Annotated in this window: 24 protein-coding genes; 10 read left to right on the top strand and 14 right to left on the bottom strand. The window is 61.3% G+C overall.

Translation table 11 applies throughout. The features are described 5' to 3' along the window. Window positions 1–11 precede the first annotated feature (11 nt). From BXA01_RS17120 to BXA01_RS17095, 6 genes are all read right to left on the bottom strand, one after another. On the bottom strand, window positions 12–944 hold the full coding sequence (locus BXA01_RS17120; protein ID WP_076565005.1) for a sigma 54-interacting transcriptional regulator: 933 nt from the start codon (window positions 942–944) through the stop codon (window positions 12–14). Window positions 945–994: 50 nt separating this feature from the next. Then, window positions 995–1,576: an alpha/beta hydrolase gene (locus BXA01_RS17115; protein WP_076565002.1), complete on the bottom strand. Its 582-nt coding sequence runs from the start codon at window positions 1,574–1,576 to the stop codon at window positions 995–997. A 290-nt stretch (window positions 1,577–1,866) separates the two neighbouring features. After that, window positions 1,867–2,268: an ExbD/TolR family protein gene (locus BXA01_RS17110; RefSeq protein ID WP_007972930.1), complete on the bottom strand. Its 402-nt coding sequence runs from the start codon at window positions 2,266–2,268 to the stop codon at window positions 1,867–1,869. 1 nt (window position 2,269) lies between these two features. Next, a complete protein-coding gene (locus tag BXA01_RS17105) occupies window positions 2,270–2,995 on the bottom strand; it encodes a MotA/TolQ/ExbB proton channel family protein (RefSeq protein ID WP_041477454.1) in 726 nt (241 codons plus the stop codon). A 45-nt stretch (window positions 2,996–3,040) separates the two neighbouring features. Beyond that, a complete protein-coding gene (locus BXA01_RS17100) occupies window positions 3,041–3,850 on the bottom strand; it encodes an energy transducer TonB (RefSeq protein WP_076564999.1) in 810 nt (269 codons plus the stop codon). 409 nt (window positions 3,851–4,259) lie between these two features. Next, entirely contained in the window at window positions 4,260–6,620 is a 2,361-nt protein-coding gene (locus BXA01_RS17095; RefSeq protein WP_076564996.1) for a TonB-dependent receptor, read from the bottom strand. A gap of 165 nt (window positions 6,621–6,785) precedes the next feature. Between BXA01_RS17095 and BXA01_RS17090 the strand changes: the two genes are divergently transcribed. Then, the gene (locus BXA01_RS17090) at window positions 6,786–7,730 is read left to right on the top strand and encodes a LysR family transcriptional regulator (protein ID WP_076564993.1); all 945 of its coding nucleotides are present in this window, start codon (window positions 6,786–6,788) and stop codon (window positions 7,728–7,730) included. Between the two features lie 178 nt (window positions 7,731–7,908). After that, window positions 7,909–9,525, top strand: coding sequence for an alkaline phosphatase family protein (locus tag BXA01_RS17085; protein ID WP_076564991.1), 1,617 nt, complete (start codon window positions 7,909–7,911; stop codon window positions 9,523–9,525). A 153-nt stretch (window positions 9,526–9,678) separates the two neighbouring features. Here BXA01_RS17085 and BXA01_RS17075 read toward each other — a convergent pair whose 3' ends face one another. Next, on the bottom strand, window positions 9,679–10,599 hold the full coding sequence (locus BXA01_RS17075; protein ID WP_076564985.1) for a TauD/TfdA dioxygenase family protein: 921 nt from the start codon (window positions 10,597–10,599) through the stop codon (window positions 9,679–9,681). 182 nt (window positions 10,600–10,781) lie between these two features. On the opposite strand from BXA01_RS17075, the gene BXA01_RS17070 reads away from it, so the two are divergent. Continuing rightward, the gene (locus tag BXA01_RS17070; protein WP_076564982.1) at window positions 10,782–11,702 is read left to right on the top strand and encodes a LysR family transcriptional regulator; all 921 of its coding nucleotides are present in this window, start codon (window positions 10,782–10,784) and stop codon (window positions 11,700–11,702) included. Between the two features lie 131 nt (window positions 11,703–11,833). On the opposite strand, the gene BXA01_RS17065 is transcribed toward BXA01_RS17070, so the two are convergent. Next, complete coding sequence (locus BXA01_RS17065; RefSeq protein WP_076564980.1) at window positions 11,834–12,847, bottom strand: ABC transporter substrate-binding protein; 1,014 nt, start codon at window positions 12,845–12,847, stop codon at window positions 11,834–11,836. Window positions 12,848–13,243: 396 nt separating this feature from the next. Here BXA01_RS17065 and BXA01_RS17060 point away from each other — a divergent pair, with 396 nt between their 5' ends. Genes BXA01_RS17060 through BXA01_RS17050 form a run of 3 tightly spaced genes read left to right on the top strand, consistent with a single transcriptional unit; the run spans window position 13,244 to window position 17,279 of the window. Continuing rightward, on the top strand, window positions 13,244–14,842 hold the full coding sequence (locus BXA01_RS17060; protein WP_076564978.1) for an ABC transporter permease: 1,599 nt from the start codon (window positions 13,244–13,246) through the stop codon (window positions 14,840–14,842). Further along, window positions 14,839–15,654, top strand: a complete 816-nt coding sequence (locus tag BXA01_RS17055; protein ID WP_076564976.1) for an ABC transporter ATP-binding protein — start codon at window positions 14,839–14,841, stop codon at window positions 15,652–15,654. Before BXA01_RS17060 ends, BXA01_RS17055 begins: the two co-directional genes overlap by 4 nt. 14 nt (window positions 15,655–15,668) lie before the next feature. Continuing rightward, window positions 15,669–17,279, top strand: coding sequence for an arylsulfatase (locus BXA01_RS17050; RefSeq protein ID WP_076564974.1), 1,611 nt, complete (start codon window positions 15,669–15,671; stop codon window positions 17,277–17,279). A 105-nt stretch (window positions 17,280–17,384) separates the two neighbouring features. Here BXA01_RS17050 and BXA01_RS17045 read toward each other — a convergent pair whose 3' ends face one another. After that, a complete protein-coding gene (locus BXA01_RS17045; protein ID WP_076564972.1) occupies window positions 17,385–18,458 on the bottom strand; it encodes a fatty acid desaturase in 1,074 nt (357 codons plus the stop codon). Window positions 18,459–18,558: 100 nt separating this feature from the next. Between BXA01_RS17045 and BXA01_RS17040 the strand changes: the two genes are divergently transcribed. Next, window positions 18,559–19,563: an AraC family transcriptional regulator gene (locus BXA01_RS17040; RefSeq protein ID WP_076564969.1), complete on the top strand. Its 1,005-nt coding sequence runs from the start codon at window positions 18,559–18,561 to the stop codon at window positions 19,561–19,563. Window positions 19,564–19,665: 102 nt separating this feature from the next. Here the strand turns inward: BXA01_RS17040 and BXA01_RS17035 are convergent, their stop codons facing one another. Both BXA01_RS17035 and BXA01_RS17030 read right to left on the bottom strand, forming a co-directional pair. Continuing rightward, window positions 19,666–21,051 carry a heavy metal sensor histidine kinase gene (locus tag BXA01_RS17035; RefSeq protein WP_076564967.1) on the bottom strand — a complete coding sequence of 462 codons (1,386 nt, stop codon included), beginning with the start codon at window positions 21,049–21,051 and terminating at the stop codon, window positions 19,666–19,668. Continuing rightward, window positions 21,041–21,721, bottom strand: coding sequence for a heavy metal response regulator transcription factor (locus BXA01_RS17030; protein ID WP_041477440.1), 681 nt, complete (start codon window positions 21,719–21,721; stop codon window positions 21,041–21,043). Before BXA01_RS17030 ends, BXA01_RS17035 begins: the two co-directional genes overlap by 11 nt. Window positions 21,722–21,857: 136 nt before the next feature. Between BXA01_RS17030 and BXA01_RS17025 the strand changes: the two genes are divergently transcribed. After that, window positions 21,858–22,343: a GlcG/HbpS family heme-binding protein gene (locus BXA01_RS17025; protein WP_041477439.1), complete on the top strand. Its 486-nt coding sequence runs from the start codon at window positions 21,858–21,860 to the stop codon at window positions 22,341–22,343. A gap of 11 nt (window positions 22,344–22,354) precedes the next feature. Continuing rightward, window positions 22,355–22,765, top strand: a complete 411-nt coding sequence (gene uraH, locus BXA01_RS17020) for a hydroxyisourate hydrolase (protein WP_076564965.1) — start codon at window positions 22,355–22,357, stop codon at window positions 22,763–22,765. 159 nt (window positions 22,766–22,924) lie between these two features. Here uraH and BXA01_RS17015 read toward each other — a convergent pair whose 3' ends face one another. Next, window positions 22,925–23,602, bottom strand: coding sequence for a Crp/Fnr family transcriptional regulator (locus BXA01_RS17015; RefSeq protein ID WP_076564963.1), 678 nt, complete (start codon window positions 23,600–23,602; stop codon window positions 22,925–22,927). An 84-nt stretch (window positions 23,603–23,686) separates the two neighbouring features. Here BXA01_RS17015 and BXA01_RS17010 point away from each other — a divergent pair, with 84 nt between their 5' ends. Further along, complete coding sequence (locus tag BXA01_RS17010) at window positions 23,687–24,211, top strand: Mpo1 family 2-hydroxy fatty acid dioxygenase (RefSeq protein ID WP_076564961.1); 525 nt, start codon at window positions 23,687–23,689, stop codon at window positions 24,209–24,211. 82 nt (window positions 24,212–24,293) lie between these two features. On the opposite strand, the gene BXA01_RS17005 is transcribed toward BXA01_RS17010, so the two are convergent. Both BXA01_RS17005 and cysW read right to left on the bottom strand, forming a co-directional pair. Beyond that, window positions 24,294–25,283 (bottom strand): sulfate/molybdate ABC transporter ATP-binding protein, encoded by a 990-nt coding sequence (locus BXA01_RS17005; RefSeq protein WP_024011135.1) that lies wholly within the window; start codon window positions 25,281–25,283, stop codon window positions 24,294–24,296. A gap of 3 nt (window positions 25,284–25,286) precedes the next feature. After that, window positions 25,287–26,159: a sulfate ABC transporter permease subunit CysW gene (cysW, locus tag BXA01_RS17000; RefSeq protein ID WP_007917679.1), complete on the bottom strand. Its 873-nt coding sequence runs from the start codon at window positions 26,157–26,159 to the stop codon at window positions 25,287–25,289. Between the last annotated feature and the right edge of the window lie 5 nt (window positions 26,160–26,164).

Raw genomic sequence — 26,164 nt, 5'->3', positions numbered from 1 at the left:
GAAGAAAATGCTCACACCGCCTCGCTCAAGCGAATCAGCCAATCTTTCAAGGCCTTACGCTCTGCACTGCTACCACCTATATGGGTCTGCCTGACCAGACGTTCGATCTGAACCTGCGGCGCAGACGCGTCAGGCAGGTTCAGATGTTCCGGCAGGATCTCGTCGCCGGTGCTGACCAGCAGGGCAAAGTGGATGACGTTTTCCAGTTCGCGGGTGTTGCCCGGCCAGCTGTGTTGTTCGAGCACATGTTGCGCGGCTTCGCTGATCAGCGGCACGGGCAGGTCAAGACGCTGGCTGTAGATGCCAAGGAAATACTCGGCCAGCGAGAGAATGTCGCCGATCCGCGCGCGCAACGCCGGCAGCTCCAGATGGCCCTCGCTGAGATAGTGATAGAGCCGCTCGTGGAATTTCCCGGCGTCCACGGCCTGGGCCAGATCGATGCTGGTCGCCGCGACCAGACGCACATCCACCGGGCTGGGCTGATGCGCACCGACGCGGGTGACTTCGTGGTTTTCCAATGCCGCGAGCAATTTGATCTGGATCGGCAGCGGCAGATCGCCGATCTCATCCAGATACAAGGTGCCGCCGTTGGCCGAACCGAACCAGCCGGCGCGGCTGCTGGCCGAACCGCTGTAGCTGCCGGCGGCGTAGCCGAACAGTTCGGCGTCGGCGTAGGTCGGGCTGATCGCGCCGCAGTTCACCGAAACGAACAGACCGCTGCGGTCGCTGGCGCGATGGATATGCCGAGCGAGCAGCTCTTTACCGGTGCCAGTCTCACCGCGAATCAACACTGAAATCGAACGGGGAGCCAACTGCTCCAACTCCTCGCGCAATTGCCGCGAGCGTGGGTCGACGAACACCAGCGCCTTGGCGCGAATGCTCAGGGGGCTCTTTTCCGCATCGGGAAAGGTCAGCAAGGGCTGACCGAAGGTTTCAAAACTCATGGCAGGCTCCCGCCCAAAACCGCCAGCCGACGGGGGCGTTGAAAATCAGATCAGGCGCGACGGCGGGCGTGGTGTTCCAGGCGGTTTTGCAGGCGATAGAGATAGGCGAAACCCTGCTCCCAACGCTGATGCCCGGACTTGACGTTGATGTGCCCGGCACCGGCAAGAATCCCCGCCTCCGCGCCCCAGTTGCGCGCCAGTTCCAATGCGCGCGGCGCACTGACGGCGGCGTCGTTGTCGGAGCTGACGACCTGACTGGGGAATGGCAACAGATCGGTCGGAATTGGTGCGAAGTTGCGCAGTACCGGCGCACAGGCAGGACGCTCGACGTCGGCCGGCGCAACCAGCAACGCTCCGCGCACCTGACGCAGATATTGCAACGGCGCAGTCGCCGCCCAGTGGGCAACGGTGATGCAGCCGAGGCTGTGAGCGATGAGAATGACCGGCGTGCTGTCGGCGGCGATCGCTTCGGCCAGCGCGGCGACCCAGTCCTCACGGCGCGGCGTCAGCCAATCGGCCTGTTCCACCCGTGCGCTGTTCGGCAGGCTGTTCTGCCAATGGCTTTGCCAATGATCTTCTGGCGATCCTTGCCAGCCCGGCACAATCAGGTAACGGATTGATTCATTGCGCATGGGGAAGCTCTCCTGCGTCGTGTCTGTTCCGGGTCGAGTATAGGGAGGGGAGTTATATCCGTTAAGGAATAAGAAGCTATTTATCAATACCCATAATGCATATGAGGCGCGAATCCTGTGGGAGCGAGCCTCCTCGCGAATGCGGTGCATCAGTCGACGCTGATGTTGCGGCGAATGGCGTCTTCGCGAGCAGGCTCGCTCCCACAGGGCGAGTGTGTTGCGGCAATAACGCGGGATAAAAAAAGGGCCGCACCCTGCCAAGGAGACGGCCCCGGAAAAACGACAGTCTGTTACCGCGCGGTGATCACCGACAATTTGGTAATCCCCGCCCGTTCGATCGAAGCCATGGCTCGCGCCACTTCGCCGTAGTTCACCCCGTCATCGGCCTGCAATTGCACGCGCACTTCCGGGTCCTTGGCCTTTGCCGACTTGAGGTTGAATTCCAGCAAGTCGGGCTGAATCTCGTCCTTGTTGATAAACAGCTTGCCGGCGCCGTCGATGCTCACCACCAGCGGATCCTTCTGCTCGACCGGTGCCACCGCTTCGGTCTTCGGCAGGTTGATCGGGATCGCGTTGGTCAGCAGCGGCGCGGTGACGATAAACACCACCAGCAGCACCAGCATCACGTCTACCAGCGGCGTCACGTTGATTTCACTGAGCACCTCATCGGTGTCTTGCGTGGAGAAGGCCATATCAGGACGCCTCCTTCACTTTTGCCGCGTTGCCCGACGTTGCCACCTTGTGTGCGGTCGGGTGGATCAGCACGCGGAACGCGCTCTTCTGCGCCAGGCTGTAGAAGTCGTGGGCGAAGTCATCGAGATCCGCTGCGGTCAATTTCAGACGACGCAGAAAGTAGTTGTAAACCAGCACCGCCGGCACCGCGACGGCGATCCCCACGCCAGTCGCGACCAGTGCCGCACCGATCGGCCCGGCCACCGTTTCCAGGCTCGCCGAACCGGCGGCGCTGATGCCTTTCAAGGCCTCCATGATTCCCCACACCGTGCCGAACAAACCAATGAACGGCGAGGTGCTGCCAATACTCGCGACCACCGCCAGACCGGTTTCCAGGGAACGGCGCTCGCGCACGATCTGCTGGCGCAAGGCGCGTTCGAGGCGATCCTGATGGTTGATCGCCTGGCTCAGGTCATTTGCCTGCGGCGCCTCGCCCACCTGGATCGCCGCGTAACCGGCCTGCGCCACCCGCGCTGCGGCGCCGGGCTGGGTTTCGCTCAACTCGGCGGCGGCATCCAGGCTCGACGCCGCCCAGAAACGTTTGTGAAAGCGCCGATCCTGTGCTTTCAAACGACCGAACTGCACAGCCTTGAGCAATGCCAAACCCCAAGTGGCGACGGAAAAAACCACCAGCAGCCAGATCACCGCGCTTTCGATGGATTCCAGTGGAGATGCCAGTAACGTCATGATGTGTTCCCTCGTGTAAACATTTCGCGCGAATTTGGTTTCGGTTTAATGAATCTTGAAATCGATGGGCACGCTGACCCAGCCGTCCTGGGCGACATCACCCTGCTTGGCCGGGACGAAACTCCAGCGCTTGACGGCATTCAGCGCCGCATCGTCGAGCTGCTGGCGGCCGCTGCTTTTGGCAATCTGGATCTCGCCCGGTTTGCCGCTGGCCAACACATGCACCCGTAACAACACCGTGCCTTCCCAACCGCGCCGCTGGGCCAGCGACGGATATTCCGGCGCCGGGTTTTTCAGGTATGCAGCATTGGCTGAAGCCGGTGTAACGGGCGCAGGTGCCGGCGGCGCGGGGGGCGCTGGCGCTGCGACCGGGGCTGCCGGTTTCGTTGGCGCTGGCGGCTGCTCTACCGGCTTCGGCGCGGGTTTGGGCGGCAGTTTCACCACCGGTTTGGGTTTGGCGATTGGCTTGGGCGGCGGCGGTTTCACCGCCAACTCATCCTCCACTGGCGGTGGCGGTTCGACCACGGGCGCCGGTGGTGGCGGCGCAACAACCGGCGGCGCTGGCGGAGCCGGGCGCGAAAACTCGATGGTCATCGGCGGAATTTCCGGCGGCACCACCGGCAGCACCGGCGTCGGTTTCTGGCTGACCCAGTAAATCACCGCGCCATGCACCACCAGCGCGAGGACACCGAGCAGAAGGGTTTCGCGCCGACTCAAAATACCCTTGGGCGCTCGCTGCAAACGCAACTGCCCCAACGGCACCCGGTGCGGCCGGCCAAGATCGACCAGTTCGCCACTCGGCGTATGCCGCCACAGCAATTCCCCTGCGCTGACGGCGGTCTGGACATTGCCCATTGTTCAACTCCCTGCGGTCTCTTTCGTTCTACGAGCCAAAGCGATCGACCCGCCAATCCTGACGCCCCCACGGCGTAGTCGATGGGGCGATCATTGGCTGTGGCCGCTTATCACCGAAAGTAATCTTTAACGTTATGCATAGGCCTTCAAGGAATATGCAAATCGCCCGTTTTTACCGAAGCCGCGCACCACAAGGGCTGCAGCGATCTGCCATAAACCCCATGCTTTTGCGGCATGAAAAGTATTCGGATACGGCATCCGTTAACGCCTTAAAAGGCTGGTTTTGGTTCGCTGAATGCCGACGTTAGGCGCGATTGCCGCCGTCGCTGTCGATCAGCTGCGTCTGCTTGCCGGCGCCGCTGAGGATTGGTTGAACGGCCATGTCCAGGTCAGCGCCTTGAAAGCTCAATTAAAAGTCGTAGCGACCGGTAACGCCGAGGGTTCGCGGGGTGCCGAGCAGGCCTTCATAGCCGCCGTTGCCGCCGGTCCACAGAGTCGTGTAGTAGGTTTTGTCGAAGGCGTTTTTCAGCCACAGCGAGACATCCCACTGGCCCTGATTGAAATCACCGCGCAGGCCAGTAGAAAAGTTGACCACCGCGTAACTGGGGATCTGCCCGTAGTCGGAATCCTCGACCGTGCCCACCGCTTTGGAGCGGAACGCGTAGCTGCCGGTGACGTAGGGTTCGAAGCCGTTAGCCAGATTCCATTTGTATTCGCCGTTGGCGTTGCCGATCCATTTCGACGCGCCGACCACTTGATGGCCGCTGAGGTCGCACGAGGCCGGCGCACCCGGGGCCTGGCTGACTTCCGGCGGGCACGGTGCATCCTTGTACGAGAGGTAGCTGACGTCGTTGTACGAACCGTTGAAGTTCAGCGTCAGGCCACGCAACGGCACCACGGTGCTTTCGAACTCGATGCCGCGCGAGCGCACCGAACCGGCGTTAGTAAGGTATTGCACGCGGTTGGCGGCGTCGTAGGCATTGGTCTGATAAGCGTTGACTTGGGTCCAGAACACGTTGGCGTTGAGTTGCAGCCGGTGATCCCAGAGGGTGCTTTTGAAACCGAGTTCGGCGTTGTTGGCGCGCTCGGTGCCGATCAGTAACGAGTCGGCGCCAGCGGTAGGTGCGGAGCCGACCGCGAGGTTGACCCCGCCGGATTTCTCGCCGTGGGACAGCGTCGCGTAACCGAGCACGTCGTCGGTAATGCGATAGCTCAGGTTGAGCAGTCCCGAGGGGCTGGAGCTGTACTGATTCAAATCACCGGAATCGTAGACGCCGGCACGCCCCCGACGCGCATTGGCTGCCGCACCCGCCACCGCCACACCGCCGACCGGCGCGTTGCGGCCGACCGAGGCGTTTTTCTCTTCGTAGGTGCCACGCACCCCGGCGGTGAAATCGAGACGTTCGCTCAGGTGCCAGGTGCCTTGGGCAAACAGGGCGAAACTGTCGGTCTGGATATGGCCGTTGCCGACGCTGGTGACGTTGGCCAGGCTGCCCGCCGGTGTGCCATTCCAGATGTCGGCCTGCGGGCCGTAATAGGAGAAGGATTTGTTGTCCAGATCCGAGCCGAAATAGTAGGCGCCGACCACATAATCGAAGAACTCACCCTTGGGCGAGGCCAGGCGAAATTCCTGCGAATACTGTTTGTCTTCCACCGACACGCCGGCGTTGTAACTGGCCGGCACGTTGAGGCCATCGTCGTTGCGCGGGGTGAAATTCCAGAAACGATAAGAGCTGACCGACGTCAGGGTGAAGTCGCTCGGCAACGTCCAGTTGGCTTCCACTGAAGTGCCGCCCTGATGCACGGTGACGTGCTGGTCGTTATCGAGATTGACCTTGCGATGCCGGCCGTTGACCAGCGTCGCCCCGGCCGCACTGGCCCGCGATTCATACAGGTTGACGCCGTTGATGGTCGGCCCGGTGTTGTACAACACGCGAGTGCCGGCGCTGGAATCTTCTTCGTTGTAATCGCCGATCCAGCGCAGATTGAAATCTTCATTGGGCTTGAACAACAGCTGCGCGCGGAAGCCCTCGCGGGAGCCGCCGTTGAGGTCGTGGCCGTCGTATTCGTTCTTGATGTCGCCGTCACTGCGCGTGCGATACGCCGAGAAGCGCCCGGCCAGTTGATCGTTGAGCGGTCCGGAAATCGTACCCTTGGTCTGGAAGTAACCGTCCTCGCCGACCGAGGTTTCGATGCTGCGTTCCGGCGTGAAACTGGGCGCGCGGGTGCTGATGTTGATGACCCCGGCGGTGGTGTTCTTGCCGAACAGCGTGCCTTGCGGACCGCGCAAGACCTCGAGCTGTTCGATGTCCATCAGGTCGAACACCGCCATCCCCGGACGGCCCAGATAAACGTTGTCGATGTACAGGCCAACGCTGCCTTCCAGGCCATCACTGGCCGGGTTGTTACCCAGGCCACGGATCGACACGCTGGACTGGCGCGCATGCATGTAAGCGACGTTGACGCTGGGCACCAGTTGCTGCAAGTCCTGAATCCGGTAAACCCGTTGCGTCTCCAGATTCTGCCCACTGACCACGCTCATTGGCGTCGGCACGTCTTGCGAACTTTCTTCGCGGCGGCGGGTGGTGACGGTCACGGTTTCCAGCTGCGAACCGTTGGCCGCCGCTGTGCCTGCGGGGACGGGCGGAGGGGTTTCGGCTTCGGCGGCATAGCCGTGAGTCCAGCTGGCGCTGCCTGCCAGCAACAGCGCCAAAGGCAGGCGTTTGAGCCGTCGGGGTGATGGGGGTAACGCGAGATTCAACGGACTCATGGCGCGGCTCCTGGTCAAAAAACACACAGACATCTTCAGTGCTGCATATTCTTTTAAGTTATTTATTTATGGATTTAGAAATATTTACTGCATAAGAGATTGCCTTTATAAGGAGTCGACCTAATGCATATCCAATGCATTTCCCGGATATTTTTTATGTGAAAAATGCATATCGACTTGCGCCAATTGCGTCACTTCATTGCTCTGGTTGAGCAACGCAGCTTCGTCGCTGGCGCGCAGGCGGTGAACCTGTCGCAGTCGGCATTCAGCCGCAGCATCCAAGCACTGGAACACAGCGTCGGCTGCCAGTTGGTCGACCGTGGGCGCAAGGAATTGCCGCCTACCAAACAGGGCCATGTGCTGCTCGAACATGCGCGGCGACTGGTCAGCGGTGCGCAGCAGATGGCCAATGAGATCAGCCAGTTCAATGGCCTCGAGGCCGGGGAATTGCGCTTTGGTTGCGGGCCGGCGCCAGCCGCTGGATTGATCCCACGCGCGATCGGCGCATTCATCGGCCGCTACCCGAAAGCGCGGGTGCAATTTCAAGTCGATGACTGGCAGAGCCTGAGCAAACGCCTGCTCAGCGAAGAGTTCGAATTCTTCGTCGCCGATACCCGGCAATTCGAGGCCGATCCGGATTACCAGACCTACCGCTTGCGGGCACGCAAATGGCATTTCTGCTGCCGCGCCGGGCATCCACTGACGGCGTTTGAACGCATCACTGCCGAGCAATTGCTGAGATATCCACTGGCGGTCAGCATCCGCCCGCCGAACCTGCGCAAGGTCATCGTCGACCTCAGCGGTCGTCCGGATTTCGCCCCGAATGTGGAATGCGAAAACGGCTCGAGTCTATTGAGTGTGGTGTTGCGCTCGGAGGCGATCGGAATTGTCGGCGCGTATTCCGATGCGCTGCATCTGGCCAAGGGTGAGCTGGTCTGTTTGAAGATCGAAGGCCTGGCCGATGATCTGGAGGAGCTGTACACCCGCTATGGCATCGTCAGCCGCGCCGGGTATCGGTTGTCACCGTTGGCCGAAGCGATGATTGAGCAGATCAAAGTGGTTGATGCGGAGGATCAGGAAGTGTGTTCGCTGGAGAATTTTGCTGTCTGAGCTGGCCCCTTCGCGAGCAGGCTCGCTCCCACAGGAATACGCATTTCCAATGTGGGAGCGAGCCTGCTCGCGAAGAGGCTGATGCAATCGCTGCATAAAAACCATTCCCCAAATGCACTTGCCGAAAACCCCCACCGACAGCGAAAACCCTCACCTGTCCCACTGACCGGTGAACTCCATGCCCACTCCTCCCAACCCCGTGCGCAACGTGCTGTACATCATGTGCGATCAACTGCGCCGCGATTATCTGTCCTGCTACGGCCACCCGCATCTGCACACACCGAACATCGATCGCCTCGCCGCCGAAGGCGTTCGTTTCAGCCGTGCCTACACCCAAGGCACGATCTGCGGCCCTTCGCGGATGTCGGCCTACACCGGGCGCTATGTCAGCAGTCATCAAGTGGCCTGGAACTCGGTGCCGTTGCCGCTGGATGAATTGACGATCGGCGATTACCTGCGACCCCACGGCATCCGCACTGCGCTGGTCGGCAAGACCCATGCGACGGCCAACGTCGACGCCTTGCAGCGTCTGGCGATCAACCCGCAAAGCGCGCAAGCCGAGTTGCTCAATGAGGTCGGCTTCGAACCGTACCTGCGCCACGACGGCATCTACCCCGACGATCCGTCATTCGACGACAAGCGCGAATCCGCGCCCTATACCCAATACCTGCGCGCGCAGGGCTTCGATGGCAAGAATCCCTGGCATGACTGGGCGAATGCCGCCGAAGGCGAGAACGGTGAAATCCTCAGCGGCTGGAAAATGCGTCATGCGAATTTGCCAGCACGAATTCCCGAGCAACACTCAGAGACTGTCTACACTACAAATCGCGCCATCGACTTCATCACCGAGCAAGGCGAGAAATCCTGGTGTTTACACCTCTCGTACATCAAACCACATTGGCCTTATATCGTACCGGCGCCATACCACGCCTTGTACAGTACGAAATCGATTCTTCATCCGGTCCGCGCGACGCCCTCCGTAGCCAGCAAACACCCCGTATACATTGCCTTTCGCCAGCATGAGGAAAGCCTCAACTTCTCCCGCGACTCAGTACGATTGAATGTAATCCCCACCTACATGGGCCTGATCAAGCAAGTGGATGATCAGTTGGGGCGGCTGTTCGATTTTCTGCAGAGCAACGGGCGTTGGGATGACACGTTGATCGTGTTCACTAGCGATCACGGCGATTTCCTTGGCGATCATTGGCTCGGTGAGAAGGAGTTTTTGCTCGAGCAGGCGGTGGGCGTGCCGTTGATCGTGCGCGACCCTCGGGCGGCGGCGGATGTCACTCGCGGCACTGTCGATGAGCGGCTGGCGGAAACCATCGATGCGCTGCCGACGTTTCTTCAAGCGTTGGGATTAGCGGGCGCGGAACACCGGCTGGAAGGGCGTTCCTTGATCCCGCTACTGCACGGGGAAAATCCCGATTGGCGCCGCTATGCGATCAGCGAATACGACTACGCCTTCCAGGCCCCGGCGCGGGAACGCCTCGGCCAGCCGATCGACCGGTGCCGCATGACCATGGTGCGCAGCGAGCGCTGGAAATACCTGGCGTACGACGGGTTTAGACCGCAGTTGTTTGATCTGTTGAATGATCCGCAGGAGCTGAATGATCTGGGTGAGGACCCGGCCTACGCGGCGGTGCGCGAGGAGCATGCGGGGTATCTGTTTGAATGGGTACGCGCACTGAAGCGGCGGACGACGATCAGCCATCCGGAGATCGATTTGCGCGGGCAGCGGTTTCGTTATGGCGAACCGGAAACCGAGAAGGTTGTTCAGATTGGTGTGTGGTAGCTGTGATCAAATGATCGTTCCCACGCTCCGCGTGGGAATGCAGCCCGGGACGCTCCGCGTCCCAAAACCGGACGCAGAGCGTCCGTTGAGGCATTCCCACGCAGAGCGTGGGAACGATCAATGTGGGAGCGAGCCTGCTCGCGAAGAGGCCAATCAGACGCCGACGATATCCGCGCCCTTAATGGTCAGACTCCGCTGCCCACTCACCCCCACTGGCACCTCGCCCTTGAGCGTCACCCGGCGCACCACGCGATCCTGGGTGCCGTAATCATCAATCGCGTAATGCTGCGTCGAGCGGTTGTCCCAGATCGCCACATCTCCAGCCTGCCAGCGCCAGCGCACGGTGTTTTCCTGGCGGATCACATGGCTCTGCAGCAAGCCGAACAGGTGTGCCGAATCGGCCTGTGAATAACCTTTGATGCGTTTGACGAAATGCCCCAGCAGCAAGCTCTTCTCGCCGCTGATCGGGTGCACACGCACCACCGGGTGCTCTGTTTCGTAAACAGTCGAGGTGAAGACTTTGCGGTAGCGTTCCAGCTTCTCCGCCGAGACGTCCGGCTTCGCACCGGCGTAGTCGTACTCGTTGCTGTGCACGGCGGTCAGTTTGTCGGCCAGCTCACGCAGCTCGATCGGCAAGCCGCTGTAAGCGGTCGCGGTGTTGGCCCAGAGCGTATCGCCGCCGAAGGCTGGGGCGACTACCGAGCGCAGGATCGAGGCTTTCGGGTAGGCGTCGACGAAGGTCACGTCGGTGTGCCAGGAATTGGCGCGCTGGCCTTCGGCGCCGTCCAGCTCCAGAAGGTAGCGAGTGCCTTCACGCACCGGCACGGTCGGGTGCGCCACCGGTTCGCCAAGCAGATGGGCGAAGGCTTCCTGACGCTGATCGTCGAGTTGCGTCTGCTCGCGGAAGAACAGCACTTTGTATTCGACCAAGGCTTGCTGGATGGCTTCGACAGTGGCGGCGTCCAGCTCACCGGACAGATGCACGCCGCGGATTTCGGCACCGATACGACCGGCTACCGGGTGAATTTCCAGCGCGTGAGAAACGGGTTTTACGGCGAGTGCGGCATTGCTCATGGGAAGACCCTCATCGACGGTTTGCGGTTTTGGCGGCAGCGAAACAACGCTCTATCTATATTCCAATTACATCTAATAGATATTCATATGCTTCGTTGACGGAATAAGAGCTTGCATTTAAAACCTCAAGCAACCCTCGTCGCAAATGCCTTCGAGCTATTTTTAGGATGCCGGAAAAGCATATGGATCTTCGCCAGTTGCGCTACTTCATCGCCCTCAACGAACACCGCAGTTTTGTCCGTGCGGCAGACGCCATGGGCATCACTCAACCGGCGTTCAGCCGCAGCATTCAGGGGCTGGAGCAGGAATTCGGTTGCGTGTTGGTCGATCGCGGCAACAAGGATCTGCGCCCGACGCCCGAAGGCCAGGTGGTGCTGCAACACGCCCTGAGCCTGGTGCAGGGCGCGGCATTGCTCAGCGCTGAAGTGACGCAAATGACCAAGCTCGACGCCGGCGAAGTGCATTTTGGTTGCGGGCCGGCGCCAGCGGTGAAACTGGTGCCCGATGCGGTGGCGCAGTTCATCAATGCGCATCCGAAAGTGCGCACCTGTTTTCAGGTGGATAACTGGGAAAAACTCAGCCGCGCGCTGAGCCGCGAAGAGATCGAATTCTTCATCGCCGATATCCGCCATTTCGAGTCCGATCCTAATTTCCAGACGCAACCGCTGACGCCCAAGCGCGGCGTATTTTTCTGCCGACCGGGGCATCCGTTGCTGGCCAAGGAAAGCCTGTCGACCAACGACATGTTCGACTTTCCCCTAGCCGCCACCCTGATCCCGCCAGGCATTCGCAAGCTGCTGGCGAACCTCAGCGGGCGCATCGATTTCTCACCGACCATCGAGACCGAGCACTTTCCGGCGCTGGTCAAAGTGGTACTGCAATCCAACGCGATCGGCGTCGGCACGGAGGAGGCGTTTATTGAGGATGTCGCCAAGGGTTCGCTGGTGCTGCTGCATTGGCGCAACCTGCCGCAGAACCTCGAAAGCATGAACGCCCGCTGCGGCATCGTCAGCCGCACCGGGTTTCGACTATCACCAGCAGCGAGGGCAATGATCGAGACGTTGATCGCGTTGGATCGGCAGGACGTCAGCGTCGCTGTCTGAAAAACCTTCGTGGCACACGCCGATCGTTCCCACGCTCTGCGTGGGAATGAATCCCGTGACGCTCTGCGTCACAAAGGACGCGGAGCGTCCTCGGCTGCATTCCCACGCGGAGCGTGGGAATGATCTGGAAGCTAAAGCCTGGCTGCAGAAAGCTCTGGCGCCACCCAATCACTGACCTTGAACGGCTTGCGGATCAGCTTCTGCTGCGCCGCCAGGTCGACCTTGTCCTGCAGGCCGCTCAAGAACACCGGATCCAGTGTCGACGGGAAAATCTCGCTGAGATTCTGGTCCTTGAGATCCTGAGCCAGAATCACCGGCGGATAACTGGCCAGCCCTGATACCAGCTGCACATAGGCGTCCTTGTTGCTGTCCTGCGTCAGCCACTCGACCGCTTGCTGCTGCGCCTTGAGCAGTTTCGCAATGACCTCTGGATGGGCGTCGACAAACTTGCCATTACCCAGCAACACTGCCTGCACGCTGCCAGCGCCGCCGAGGTCCTTGGTGTTGAGCGGCAATTCCGCCAGACCTTTGGCTTGCAAGGCACTCAGCGCGGAGCTGCCCCACGAGGCATCGACCTGCTTGGCCGCGAGTGCCGAGACCGCCGCGTTGAAATCCAGGTTGATGACCTTCAGATCCTTCTCGCTCAGGCCCTGACTGGCCAGCGCCGCATCGAACGACAGTTGCGTTGCCGTCCCGCGAAAGATCGCCACGCGTTTGCCCTTGAGATCCTGCAGGGTCTTGATTCCCGAGCCGGGCACCACGCCGAGGTATTGCTTCACGCCACGCGCCGTGGCGCTGAGCAGGCGCGTGTCCAGACCATTGGATTTGCCGATGATCGCGGCCAGATCGCCAAGATAGGCCAGATCGACCTGCCCATTGGCAAACGCCTCATTGATCACCGGCCCGGCGCCCTTGAAGAAACTCCACTGGATCTTGATGCCCTGCTCGGCGAAGGCCTTTTCGAAGATCTGCTGATCGCGCAGCACATCGACGATGCCGCCGCCGCTGTGTTGAGTGCCGGCGCTGAGGTCGGGCACGGCGATGCGGATTTCCTTGAGTTCTTCGGCTTGGGCGCCAAGCGCAAGAAAGCCCGCAAGCGCCGGGGCGGCCAGCAGGCTGATGATTCGTTTGAAGGGAAGGTTCATGGGTGCGGCTCCTTGATCGCTGAGGAGCCGAAAGTAGGCTGGATGCATACCTTCACTTAAATACTATAAATGCACATTTTTATATCAATATGAACTAAGCGAGGGCGTGTGCGGTTTGCAGCGCGATATGCATTAACAGCATCGAAAATATTCTTCGAATGCATTGGATGCGCGTAAGCAGGCAAGCCTTAAATGGATTCGCTTATCTCCCGATAGCATCTAACGCAAGTTTGTTAGATCAGTTTCATATATGACGAAACCCAGTGTGGGAGCGAGCCTGCTCGCGAAGAGGCAATGCCAGCCGCCATCAATGCTGCCTTAAACAGCCATTTCGCGAACAGGCTCGCTCCCACATGAAAAGCGGTTCGCCATGCAACCCGACAACGGAGGTCACCCATGGCCCGTCAATCTCTGCTCAGCCTGCCGCTGGCCGCGCCGCCGCTGAAAAGCCGTCGCACCTGGCCGAGCCTGAATCAACGCCTGTTGCCCTGGCTGTTGCCCGTCAGCCTGTTCGTCCTGTGGTGGCTGGCCGCGCGCAATCAGTGGATGAGCGAGCAGATCCTGCCGGCGCCATCGCTGGTGTGGAGCAGCGCTGTGGAACTGGCCCAAGGCGAGTTGTGGAGTCATTTGTGGATCAGCCTGCAACGGTTGATCTGGGGTTTGTTGGCAGGCGTTTCGACCGGCGCGGTGCTTGGCGCCGCACTGGGTTTCAGTCGGCGTCTGGAGCGCCTGGTTTTTCCGACATTCGCTGGATTGGCGCAGGTGCCGACGCTGGCGTGGATTCCGCTGTTCATGGTGTTCTTCGGCATCGGCGAACTGCTGAAACTGGTGGTGCTGATCAAGGCCATTGTGGTGCCGGTGACCTTGCACACACTGGTTGGCGTGCGCGATGCGCAACCGAAACTGCGCGAAGCCGCCGCCGTGTTGCGCCTGCCGCCGCGTCTGCTGATTCGTCGTCTGGTGCTTCCCGCTGCGCTGCCGGCGTTCATGGCTGGCGTGCGCCTGGCACTCGCCGCCGGCTGGACCTCGTTGCTGGCGGTCGAGCTGCTGGCCTCCAGTGAAGGCATCGGCTATCTGATGGTCTGGGCGCGGCAGCTGTTCATGCTCGACATCGTGTTCGTGTGCATCGTGGTGATCGGTCTGATCGGTGTGGCCATGGATCGCGGCATCGGCCTGCTCGACCGCAGACTGGTGCACTGGCCGCACCCGGCCACCGCGCAAATCACTCGCGGCCCGCGCTATCAGGGCTGGCAACGCCTGCAACCGTGGCTGTTGCCGCTGGGCTTGTTGGCGCTCTGGCAAACGGCCAATGATCAGCAGTGGGTCGACGCGAATATTCTGATCAGCCCTGCGGCTGTGCTGAGCACGACATGGGACGGACTGCTCGACGGCACGCTGGTCAACGGCATGGCGCTGAGCCTGAGCCGCACCCTGGGCGGCTTGCTGATCGGTGGCGGCCTCGGTTTCGCTGTGGGCTTGCTGCTCGGCCTGTCACGTCTCAGCGAACGCCTGCTCGGCCCGACACTCGCCGCACTGCGGCAGATTGCGATTTTCGCCTGGGTGCCACTGCTCACCGCGTGGTTCGGTCTCGGCGAACTGGCCAAGTGGGTGTTCGTCGCTCTCGCCGCGTTCTTCCCGCTGTTCATCGCCACCCAGCGCAGCGTCGCCAACCTCTCGCCGCAACTCAACGAAGCCGCGCAAGTGCTGCGCCTGAGCCTCGGCCAGCGCCTGCGTCGACTGGTCCTGCCCGGCGCTGCGCCGGGGATCTTCGCCGGGCTGCGATTGAGCCTGATCTACGCCTGGCTCGGCACCATCGGCGCTGAATATTTCATGCCGTCCAATGGCGGCATCGGCAGTCAGATGATCGGCGCGCAGCAGCTGCTGCGCATGGATCTGATCATGGCCGGCATGCTGCTGGTCGGCCTCACCGGCGCCCTGCTCAATCTGATCGGCCAACGCCTGGAAATTCGCGCGACCCGCTGGAGACACGCATGAACGCACCGATTGTCAGCTTCAACCACGTAGGCAAATCCTTCGCCGTCAACGGTTTCGAACTGGAGGCGATTCGCGAATTCAACCTGGACATTGCCGAGGGCGAATTCGTCGCCATCGTCGGCTCCAGCGGCTGCGGCAAATCCACTTTGCTGCGTTTGCTGGTCGGCCTCGACACCGAGTTTCGCGGACATATCAGTGTCGATGGCAAGGCCGTCAGCGGCATCGGCGGCGAGCGCGGTATCGTCTTTCAGGAACATCGTCTGTTTCCGTGGCTGACAGTCGCCGACAACATCGGCCTGGGCCTGGTCAATGAACCGCTGAGCGGGGCGCAGAAACAACAACGCATCAAGGATTTCATCGAACTGGTCGGCCTCAGTGATTTCACCCAGGCCTATCCGCATCAACTCTCCGGCGGCATGGCGCAACGCGTGGCGATCGCGCGCGGCCTCGTCGCCAGCCCGCGAATCCTGTTGCTCGACGAACCCTTCGGCGCCCTCGACGCACTGACCCGCCAGCAAATGCAGGACGAACTGCTGGCAATCCGCGAACGGGCAAAGATCACCACGATTCTGGTGACCCACGATGTCGAGGAAGCGATTTTTCTCGCTGATCGCGTGGTGGTGATGGAGCCGCGTCCGGGGCGGATCAAGCAAGTGGTCGACATCGCCCTGCCGCACCCGCGCCAGCGCAGCAGTTACGACTTCCATCAGTTGCGTGAAGAACTGCTGCACGAACTGACCAGTGATGACCATTACCAACCGAGCGCACCGGTGCAGATCCGCGATCTGCCGCTGACGTTCATTGCCTGCTGAACAGGAGTTTCGCGATGCCGCAACGTCCCAACTTTCTAGTGATTCTGGCCGACGACCTAGGCTTTTCCGACATCGGTGCGTTGGGCGGTGAAATCGCTACGCCGAACCTCGATGCGCTGGCCCACAACGGTCTGCGTCTGACCGATTTTCACACCGCACCGACCTGCTCGCCGACCCGTTCGATGCTACTGACCGGCACCGATCACCACATCGCCGGCATCGGCACCATGGCCGAAGCGTTGACCCCGGAACTGATCGGCAAACCCGGTTACGAGGGCTACCTCAACGACCGCGTCGTCGCCCTGCCCGAACTGCTGCGCGAGGCCGGCTATCAAACCTTGATGAGCGGCAAATGGCACTTGGGGCTGAAGGCTGAACTGGCGCCCCATGCGCGTGGTTTCGAGCGCTCGTTTTCACTGTTGCCGGGCGCTGCCAACCACTATGGTTTCGAGCCGACCTACGATGAGCAGACGCCGGGCCTGCTGAAATCCACCCCGGCGCTGTACATCGAGGACGATCAGTTTGTTGACGAGTTGCCGAAGGATTTCTATTCCTCCGATGCCTTCGGCGACAAGCTGCTGCAGTACCTCAAGGAACGCGATCAGACCCGGCCGTTCTTCGCTTACCTGCCCTTCTCCGCGCCCCACTGGCCGTTGCAGGCACCGGCCGAGATCGTCGAGAAATACCGTGGCCGCTATGACGCCGGCCCGGAGGTGCTGCGCCTCGAACGTCTGGAAAAACTCAAGGCGCTGGGCCTGATCGAAGCGGATGTCGAGCCGCACCCGCTGATTCAGCTCAGCGCGCAGTGGGACGCGATGAGCGATGAGCAAAAGCAGATTTCCGCACGAGCCATGGAGGTCTACGCGGCGATGGTCGAGCGCATGGACTGGAACATCGGCCGGGTCGTCGATTACCTGCGCCAGCAAGGACAGCTCGACAACACCTTCATCCTGTTCATGTCCGACAACGGTGCCGAAGGCGCGCTGCTGGAAGCGTTCCCCAAGTTCGGCCCGGAGCTGATGACCTACCTCAACCAGCATTACGACAACAGCCTCGACAACATCGGCCGGGCCAATTCCTACGTCTGGTACGGGCCGAACTGGGCGCAAGTGGCAACCGCGCCGTCACGCTTGTTCAAGGCTTTCACCACCGAGGGCGGGATCCGCGTGCCGGCGCTGCTGCACTATCCGCAACTGACGCTCAAAGGGCAGATCAGCCATGGTTTCGGCACGGTGATGGATATCACCCCGACCATTCTCGATCTGGCTGGCGTGCGGCATCCGGGCAAACAGTGGAAAGGCAAAGCCGTGGCGCCGCTGCGCGGTAAATCGTGGCTGGGGTTTCTGTCCGGCGAGACCGCGCAGGTGCATGACGAGCATACGGTCACCGGTTGGGAATTGTTCGGACGTCGGGCGATTCGCCAGGGCTCGTGGAAAGCCGTGTGGATTCCCGGACCGGTCGGGCCGGCGACCTGGCAGCTTTATGATCTGGCGAGCGATCCAGGTGAGATTCATGATCTGGCGTTGAGTCAGCCGCAGAAACTCACTGACTTGATCGGGCATTGGCAGCGGTATGTGGAAGAGACCGGAGTGATCCTCAGTGCTTCGCCGTTTCAGCCGGATTGATATCGTTTGACAGAGCGTATTCGCGAGCAGGCTCGCTCCCACAGCAAACCGGATTCCAACTGTGGGAGCGAGCCTGCTCGCGAAGGGGCCCTTGAGCGCAACCCATCAAGCCCGGGCTGAACTCACCTCTTCATGCACCATTCCAGCCGGACGCACAAACCGGTTCGCTCGGCCAAACGTGCCGAAATCATTAAAGCGCACGCCCATCTCGCGCATCACCTTGTGCGCCACCGGCACGGTCATCTGGCGAATGTAAAACGGCTCCTTGACCACGAAATGATGAATCCCGTGACTGCTGCCGAAGTTGAAGCAGAACGCTTGCAACGGCCACAGCCACCAAGGGTTCAGCACCTGGCATTGCTGCAGCACATTGCCCGGTTCGACGTCGCCGTAGTAATGCATGTTCGAGCTGATGAAGTGCAGGCAAAAAGTGCGCAACACATTCGGGCCGATGACCACCACGGCGGCGATATCGATCACCTGCATCACCGAAAGCGTGGTGGCCGACCACTCGATGGGCGAGCCGAGCAAATGCGCAATGCCATTGGCCGCGTGAAAGCCGAGAAACACATACCACGCGCCCCAATGCAGCAGCGCCAGCGGTGCGTAGACCTTGAGCACGCGTTTGCCGATGCTCCACTTGTGTGCCCAGGTCCTGGCGCGGAGCAGGCGGATAAACGCCGACATGACGTTATCGCCAACCATCAGCAGACGGGCAAAACCCCACGGCTCGCCGTTGGTGATTGCGCGCTCTTCCATGTCGGCTTCAGTGCCGGAAACCTTGTGATGGTTGAGGTGCAGATGACGACGGATCCACGGGTTGATTGTGCTCGGCCGCGCCAGCCAGACCAGGCCCATCATCAGGTTGTGCGGTACGCGCTGTTTGCGGAAGTACATGCTGTGGATCAGGTCGTGTTCCAGCTCATGGGTCAGCGAGGCGAAAAAAGCATTGAACAGCAGGCACACCCACCAAGCCATATGGCCAGTGATGTACAGCGCCGCCGAGCCGATCATCCCGGCCAGCGCGAACGCCAGAATCCCCGCACCAAGGGCATCCTGATGCTGAAGAATCGGGTAGCGCTCACGTAATTGCACGCCTTTGGCCAACACCACCTGGCGAATATGTGCCGAGCGCTGCGCCGCATTCAGTCGTTCAGGGCTTGCAGAAGTACCGTCCATGCTTCCATCCTCGGGTCTAAGATGAATGCATCGTGCCTTGCCGGGGTTCGATCCGCGCTAGCCAAAAACGCCAACCTGTTGACCGGACGCGCCAATTCGCATGAAGGAACCGACCTCCCTCGCCAGCTGGACCCGCGCCTTGCGCAAACAACTCGACGCGCTCGGGCTGGACAGCCTTGCCTTGTGCCAACAGGCCGGGCTCGACCCAGCGCTGATGGACGACCCCAATGCGCGCTATCCGCTGTCCGGTACCACGCGCCTGTGGGCACTCGCCGTGCAGGCCAGCGGCGACCCGGCGCTGGGCTTGCGCGTGTCGCGTTTCGTCAGCCCGACCACGTTCCACGCGCTCGGTTATGCGCTGGTGGCCAGCGGCAGCTTGCGCGAAGTGTTCGAGCGCATCGTGCGTTATCACCCGGTGGTCAGCGATGCGCTGGAGCTGGAGCTGAGCCGCAGCGAAGACCGCTATCAATTCCGCCTGAAAATCCCGCCCGGCAACCCGGCGCCGGCCGTCGAAGCCATCGACGCCTTCGCGGCGATCTACGTGCGCACCTGCCGCAATCGCCTCGGCCGTGACTACGCACCATTGGCGGTGTACTTGCGCCGCCCCGAACCGAGCGACGCCCAGCAATGGCACAAAGTCTTCCGCGCGCCGGTGCATTTTTGCGCCACCGAAGACCGCCTGGAATTCGCCCTCAGCGACTTCGACAGCCACCTCGACGACGCCAACCCGGAACTGGCCGAACACAACGAAGCCGTACTCAAACGCACCCTCGCCCAGCTCAAACCGCTGACTTGGGAGCGCAAGGTGCGCGATGCCATTGAAGAACAACTGCCCGAAGGCGAACCGAGCGCCGAGCGCATCGCCCAGGCCTTGCACCTGAGCCTGCGCAGCCTGCAACGGCATCTGGCAGATGAGGGTTGCCGCTTCGACACCCTGCTCAACGAAAGCCGCGAGAATCTGGCGTTGCTGCACCTGCGTGACCCGCAGTGTTCCTTGAGTGAAGTCAGCTATCTGCTGGGATTCGCCGACACCAGCAGCTTCAGCCGCGCGTTCAAGCGCTGGACAGGGATGACGCCGGGGCAGTTTCGCGATCAGTTGCGCTGATCCGAAATCACCATTGTGTGATCCAGCGCCTTCGCGAGCAGGCTCGCTCCCACAGTTGGAATGCGTTTCCTTGTGGGAGCGAGCCTGCTCGCGAAGAGGCCGTCAGACCACCACAAACCCCAGCTCAAAAACAGTGCCGTCGGCGTCACTCCTCACCCGCACCTGCCCGCCATGCAACTGCATGATCGACTGCACGATCGCCAAACCCAGCCCACCCGAATCTCCCGGTTCCGCACGTGAAGGATCGACGCGGTAGAAGCGGTCAAACAGTTTGCCCAGATGCTCAGGCGCGATGACCGGGCCGTGGTTGTGCACTTGCAGCCAGCACATACCCGGTTCATCGAACCGTTGCAGGCTGATCAGGGTGCCGGGGTCGGCGTGGCGTACGGCGTTGGCCAGCAGATTGCCGAGGGCGCGTTGCAGCAGTTGCTGGTCGGCGAGTAGCTCACCGTGCATGCGGTTTTGCAGTTGCAGGTCGCGGTCATCGGCCAGGGCTTCGAAGTAATCGCAGAGTTCGTCGCCGACGTTGCGCAAGTCCAGTGTGTGCAGATTGAGCGCACGTTCGGCCTGTTCGGCGCGGGCGAGGAACATCAGGTTCTCGGCCATGCGCTTGAGCCGTTCGAACTCTTCCATGTTCGAGGCCAGCACTTCCTGATATTCGGCCGTGCTGCGCGGATGGTTCAGGGCCTGGCCGTTGCTGGCCAGCAAGGTGTGCAGCGGCGTGCGGATTTCGTGGGCAAGGTCGGCGGAGAACTGCGACAGGCGCTGCACGCTGTCGTCCAGCCGCGCCAGCATGGTGTTGAGCGCGTGCACCGGTTCGCGCAGTTCGGTCGGCGTGCCCTCGGTAGGCAGACGTCGATCGAGGCTGCGCAGATCGATACTGCGCACCGCTTCGCTCAACTGATGCAAGGGCTGCAAGCCACGCCGCAGCAATAATAGGCCCAAGGCAAATGCGAGCACCGCGCCGAGGCCGACGGACAGGTACAGACGCAGGCGATAACTGCCGAGCATCTGCTCGCGCTCGCTGAGCACTTTGCCGGCGATCACCGTGAGGGTTTCACCGTTGGGGCCTTGAGCCTGGCCGGACAGCAAGGCCAACTCGGCGCCGTCGCTGGCCTGCCAGGTGAGCACGTCACGGCGCTGCGGCATTTGCTCTCGCGCTAATGCATTGAGCGCGGGCAGTTCACGCTGACGCGGGTTGATCGCGATCACGCTGGAACCGTCGGCCCGGCGCACCAGCAGCAGGCTGTCGAGATTACCGAGCATGTTCTGATACAACCGTGGCCGCGCCTGCAAGGCGTCGAGGCTGTCGCTGTCGGCGAGCAAGGCGCGTACTTGCTCAAGGCGACCGAGCAAGGCCATGTCGTCACGAAAGGCCAGTTCCGAGGCCAGCGAGCGGTAGAGAAACACGCCGATTGCGCTCAGCACCAGCGCGCAGACCATGGCGAAGGCCAGCGCCAATCGCCAGGCGATCGACTTACTCCACATCGTCCGGCGCTTCCAGTTGATAACCGACGCCGCGCACGGTGTGGATAAGTTTCGGCATGTACGGATCATCAACCTTGGCGCGCAGACGCCGGACGGCGACTTCGACCATGTTGGTGTCGCTGTCGAAATTCAGGTTCCACACCTGCGAGGCAATCAGCGTGCGCGAAAGCACTTCGCCCTGGCGGCTGGCGAGCAGCTGCAACAGGGCGAACTCCTTGTTGGTCAGGGCAATGCGCTGGCCGCCGCGACTGACCCGGCGACGCAGCACGTCGATTTCCAGGTCGGCGATGCTGTACGACTCGGCTTCGCGCATCGGCCCGCGTCGCAGCAGCGTGCGTACGCGCGCGAGCAACTCGGCGAAGGCGAAGGGTTTGAGCAGGTAGTCATCGGCGCCCAGCTCAAGACCACGGACGCGGTCTTCGATAGCGTCCTTGGCGGTGAGAAACAGCACCGGTGTGGCGCCGCGCTGGCGGATCAGTTGCAACAATTGCCAGCCGTTGAGACCGGGCAGCATCACGTCGAGGATAATCAGGTCGTATTCCTGCTGCTCGATAAAATAGCGGCCGTCGAGGCCATTGAGCGCCACATCCACGGCGAAACCCGACTCGCCCAGGCCCTTGGCGAGGAAGTTGGCGGTTTTGGCTTCATCTTCTACGACCAGCAAACGCATGGCACACCTCGATTGATCAGGCACACAGGCTAGGCGTGTTCGGCGCCGTTGCCCATTACAAACTTGTAATCCGCCTGACGGGGTTCTGACGAAGTGCGCCGGTTAAGGTGCAGGCCTTCCCATTCGGAGCCTGCACATGACCGTCAAATACCTTGTCGCCAGCCTGATCCTCGGCCTCAGCGGCGCAGCAAGTGCCACGCCAGAACTGCCGCGCCACGCCGATCTCGACCTGAAAACCGCACGCTGGCTGGCGGACAAGGCGATGAGCAGTTGCACCGGCACGGTGTCGGTGCTCGACCGTGGCGGTAACTTGCTGGTGACGTTGCGTGGTGACGGCGTCGGGCCGCACAACACCGCCGCCAGCCAACGCAAGGCCTACACCGCGCTGTCGACCAAGACGCCGACGCGGCTGTTCGCCGAGCGCGCCCGCAGCAACCCGGAAACCGCCAATCTCAACACCCTCGATGAATTGCTCTTGCTCGGCGGCGGCATTCCGCTGTTCGCCGGCAGCGAACTGGTCGGCGCCATGGGCGTGGCCGGTTCCGGCGGCGGTGAACAAGACGAAAACTGCGCCCGCGCCGCCGCTGACAAAGCCGGCCTGACCATCACCCGTTCCCACTAAGGAGATCCACCATGACCACCCTGCGCATGACCCTCGCCACGCTCGGCCTGAGCGCTGTTTCCAGCCTGGCACTGGCCGCCGGCAATCCGCTGAGCGTGCACGTGCTCAACCTGGAAAACGGCCTGCCGTCACCGGGCATCAACGTCACTCTGGAAAAACACGTCGGCGAAAACTGGCAGCCACTGGCCCAAGGCACCACCAACGAACAAGGGCGGATTGCCGAACTGTTCCCGGCCAAACAGCCTTTTGAAGCAGGCGAATACCGCGTGGTGTTCAAGACCGGCGAGTACTACCAGAAGATCAAGCACGAGACGTTCTTCCCGGAAATTCCGGTGATCTTCCAGGTCAAGCAGACAGATCAGCACTACCACATCCCGCTGCTGCTGAGCCCGTACGGTTTCTCGACCTATCGCGGGTCGTAATCCAAACGCAGATCCTTTGTAGGAGTGAGCCTTTGTGGTGAGGGGATTTATCCCCGCTGGAGTGCGCAGCAGTCCCCTTTTCAGGGCCGCTTCGCGCCCCAGCGGGGATAAATCCCCTCGCCACAGGTGCCAGTTCCGACATTGGATCGGCGTGAGTTTTTAGATCGTGGCCAGGGCACGCAGTCTTGCTGCATCGAGGATTTCGATTTCGCCGTAAGCCAACCCGATAATCCCCTGCCCCTGCAGATCCTTGAGGATCTGATTGGTGGTCTGCCGCGACAGCGACAGCATCGCCGCCAACTGCTCCTGCGGCAGTTGCAGCACCCGACGCGGTGCGTCGAGTTCGCCATAGCCTTCGGCGATCATCAGCAAGCGATGGGCAAGACGCGCCGGGGCTGGCAGCAGGCTCAGCTGTTCGAGATTGATGAAGGCCAGGCGCAATTTGTGGCTCATCAACAGCGCCAGATGCCGCCAATACCGCGGCTGATCGTCGAGCAATTTGAGCAACGCCGCTTGCGGAACATTCAACAAGGTACACGGCCCGACCGCATAGGCGTCATGGGTGCGTGGCTGACCATCGAACAGGCAGATTTCGCCGAACCAGTGCGGCGCCTCCACCAGACTCAACAACGCCTCCTTGCCCTGCTCGCTCACCGCGCCGATGCGCACGGCGCCATCGAGCACTGCATACAGACCGCACGGCGCATCGCCACGCTGGAACAGTCGTTGTCCCGCCGTCAGCCGCCGCTCCCGAGCCAGCGCCAGCAGGCTATCCTGAAAAGATGCAGGCAAATGACTGAACCACTGGCCGCTGAGCAACCGTGCACGAATTTGCATAACCACTCCTGGAGTGTCGCCTGCCCGACAGAGCGAACGCGGATCCCGAGGGATGATGCATTCAACCCCACTGGAGGAACAACAATGAAAAGCCTCGTCGACCACCTCAGTCAATACGCCGCCTACCACCGCGACCCGCGCAACATCGCCAGCCACTTTATCGGCATTCCGCTGATCGTGGTGGCGGTGGCTGTGCTGCTGTCACGGCCGCAATGGGCGCTGAGCGGGCTGTGGATATCTCCGGCGGTTTTGTTAGCGCTGGCCTCGGCGTGGTTTTACCTGCGCCTGGAATTGAAGCTCGGCGCATTGATGACCGTACTGATGGGCCTGTCGGTCTGGGCCGGGCATGCACTGGCGCAGCAGAGCACCATGGTCTGGCTGAGCAGCGGCCTGGCGATGTTCGTGATCGGCTGGGTGATCCAGTTTGTCGGGCATCACTATGAAGGGCGCAAACCGGCGTTTGTCGATGACATCAGTGGGCTGATTGTCGGGCCGTTGTTCGTTGTGGCCGAGCTGGCGTTTTTGCTCGGGCTGCGGCAGGAATTGAAACAAGAGATCGAGTTGCGGGCGGGTTTGGTGCGGGTCAATCCGAATCGCGCTGCTGTCTAGATCGTATTCGCGAGCAGGCTCGCTCCCACATTTGGAATGAGTTTCCCCTGTGGGAGCGAGCCTGCTCGCGAAGCTTTTGCCTTTAAATATTGGCGACTTTCTGCCAGACCTTCGGCTTGAAGAACAAGGTCTCACCCTTGGCCAGACCGATCAGGCTGTCGTGATCCTTGACCACTTCCGCTTCGATCAGATCGGTCTGCCCCTCCACTTTCAAGGTCACCCGGGTAGTCGCGCCCAGCGGGCGGATATCGCGCACTTCAGCGGCGTGGTGATCTTCCAGCTCATGCCTGGACAACGACACTTCGTGCGGGCGGAACAGCACGTGGTTGTCGTCGCTCAGCAGCAAGCGGTTCGAGTCGCCGAGGAAGTGATAAACGAAATCGCTGGCCGGGTTTTCGTAGACGTCGCCCGGTGAGCCGATCTGCTCGATCACACCCTTGTTCATCACCACGATGCGGTCGGCGACTTCCATCGCTTCTTCCTGGTCGTGGGTCACGAACACCGAAGTCAGGTTGATATCCTCGTGCAGCCGCGCCAACCAGCGGCGCAGTTCCTTGCGCACCTTGGCGTCGAGGGCGCCGAAAGGCTCGTCGAGCAGCAGCACTTTCGGCTCCACCGCCAGGGCACGGGCCAAGGCGATACGCTGACGCTGGCCACCGGACAACTGCTCCGGGTAGCGATCCGACAACCAGTCCAGCTGAACCATGTTCAGCAGTTCGTGAACCTTGGTGGCGATCTGGCTTTCGCTCGGGCGCTGGTTTTTCGGTTTCATGCGCAGGCCGAACGCGACGTTGTCGAACACCGTCATGTGGCGGAACAAGGCGTAATGCTGGAACACGAAACCGACGTTACGATCACGCACATCGTGGCCGGAAACGTCCTCGCCGTGAAAAACGATGTTGCCCTGATCCGGAGTTTCCAGACCGGCAATAATCCGCAGCAGCGTGGTTTTGCCACAGCCCGACGGGCCAAGCAGCGCGACCAGCTCACCGCTGTGGATATCCAGGCTGATGTTGTCCAGCGCCTTGAACGCGTTGAAATTCTTGCTGACGTTACGCACTTCGATCGACATGAATTATTCCTCCGCGGCGCTGGCGCGCAGGCGGTTGATACGGTTTTCGCTCCACTGCTTGAGCAGCAGGATGAAGAGCGCCAGGATCAGCAACAGGCTCGCCACGGCAAACGCGGCCACGTGGTTGTATTCGTTGTAGAGGATCTCGACGTGCAGCGGCAAGGTGTTGGTCACCCCGCGAATGTGCCCGGAAACCACCGACACCGCACCGAATTCACCCATGGCCCGCGCCGTACACAGCACCACGCCGTAAATCAGGCCCCACTTGATGTTGGGCACGGTGACGTGCCAGAACATCTGCCAGCCGTTGGCACCGAGCAGACGCGCGGCTTCTTCCTCTTGGGTGCCTTGTTCCTGCATCAGCGGAATCAGCTCACGGGCCACGAACGGCACGGTGACGAAAATCGTCGCCAGCACAATGCCCGGCAGGGCGAAGACGATCTGGATGTCGTGATCCTGCAACCACGGCCCGAACAGGCCCTGCGCACCGAACATCAGCACGTAGACCAGACCGGCGATCACCGGCGACACCGAGAACGGCAGGTCGATCAGCGTCACAAGCATGCTCTTGCCACGGAACGAGTATTTGCTCACGCACCATGCCGCACTGACGCCGAATACCAGGTTCAGCGGCACCGAGATCAGCACCGCGAACACGGTGAGTTTCAGTGCCGACAGTGCATCCGGTTCAAAGATCGCGGTGAAAAATGCACCGAGGCCATTCTTCAAACCCTGCGACACCACAATGAACAACGGCAGCAGCAGAAACAGGAAAAAGATCAGCCAGCCAAGACCGATCAGGATTCTGCGCGAAGTGGCACTGCCACGGCGCGCAGCGTTGGCCGAAGAGGCGGCCGCAATGGACGATTGGGACATGTTCG

This window comes from Pseudomonas sp. B10 (assembly GCF_900156235.1).
Taxonomy (GTDB): Bacteria; Pseudomonadota; Gammaproteobacteria; order Pseudomonadales; family Pseudomonadaceae; genus Aquipseudomonas; species Aquipseudomonas siliginis.
Note: the sequence above shows the minus strand (reverse complement) of the source record. Positions and strands in the feature narration are given on the sequence as shown.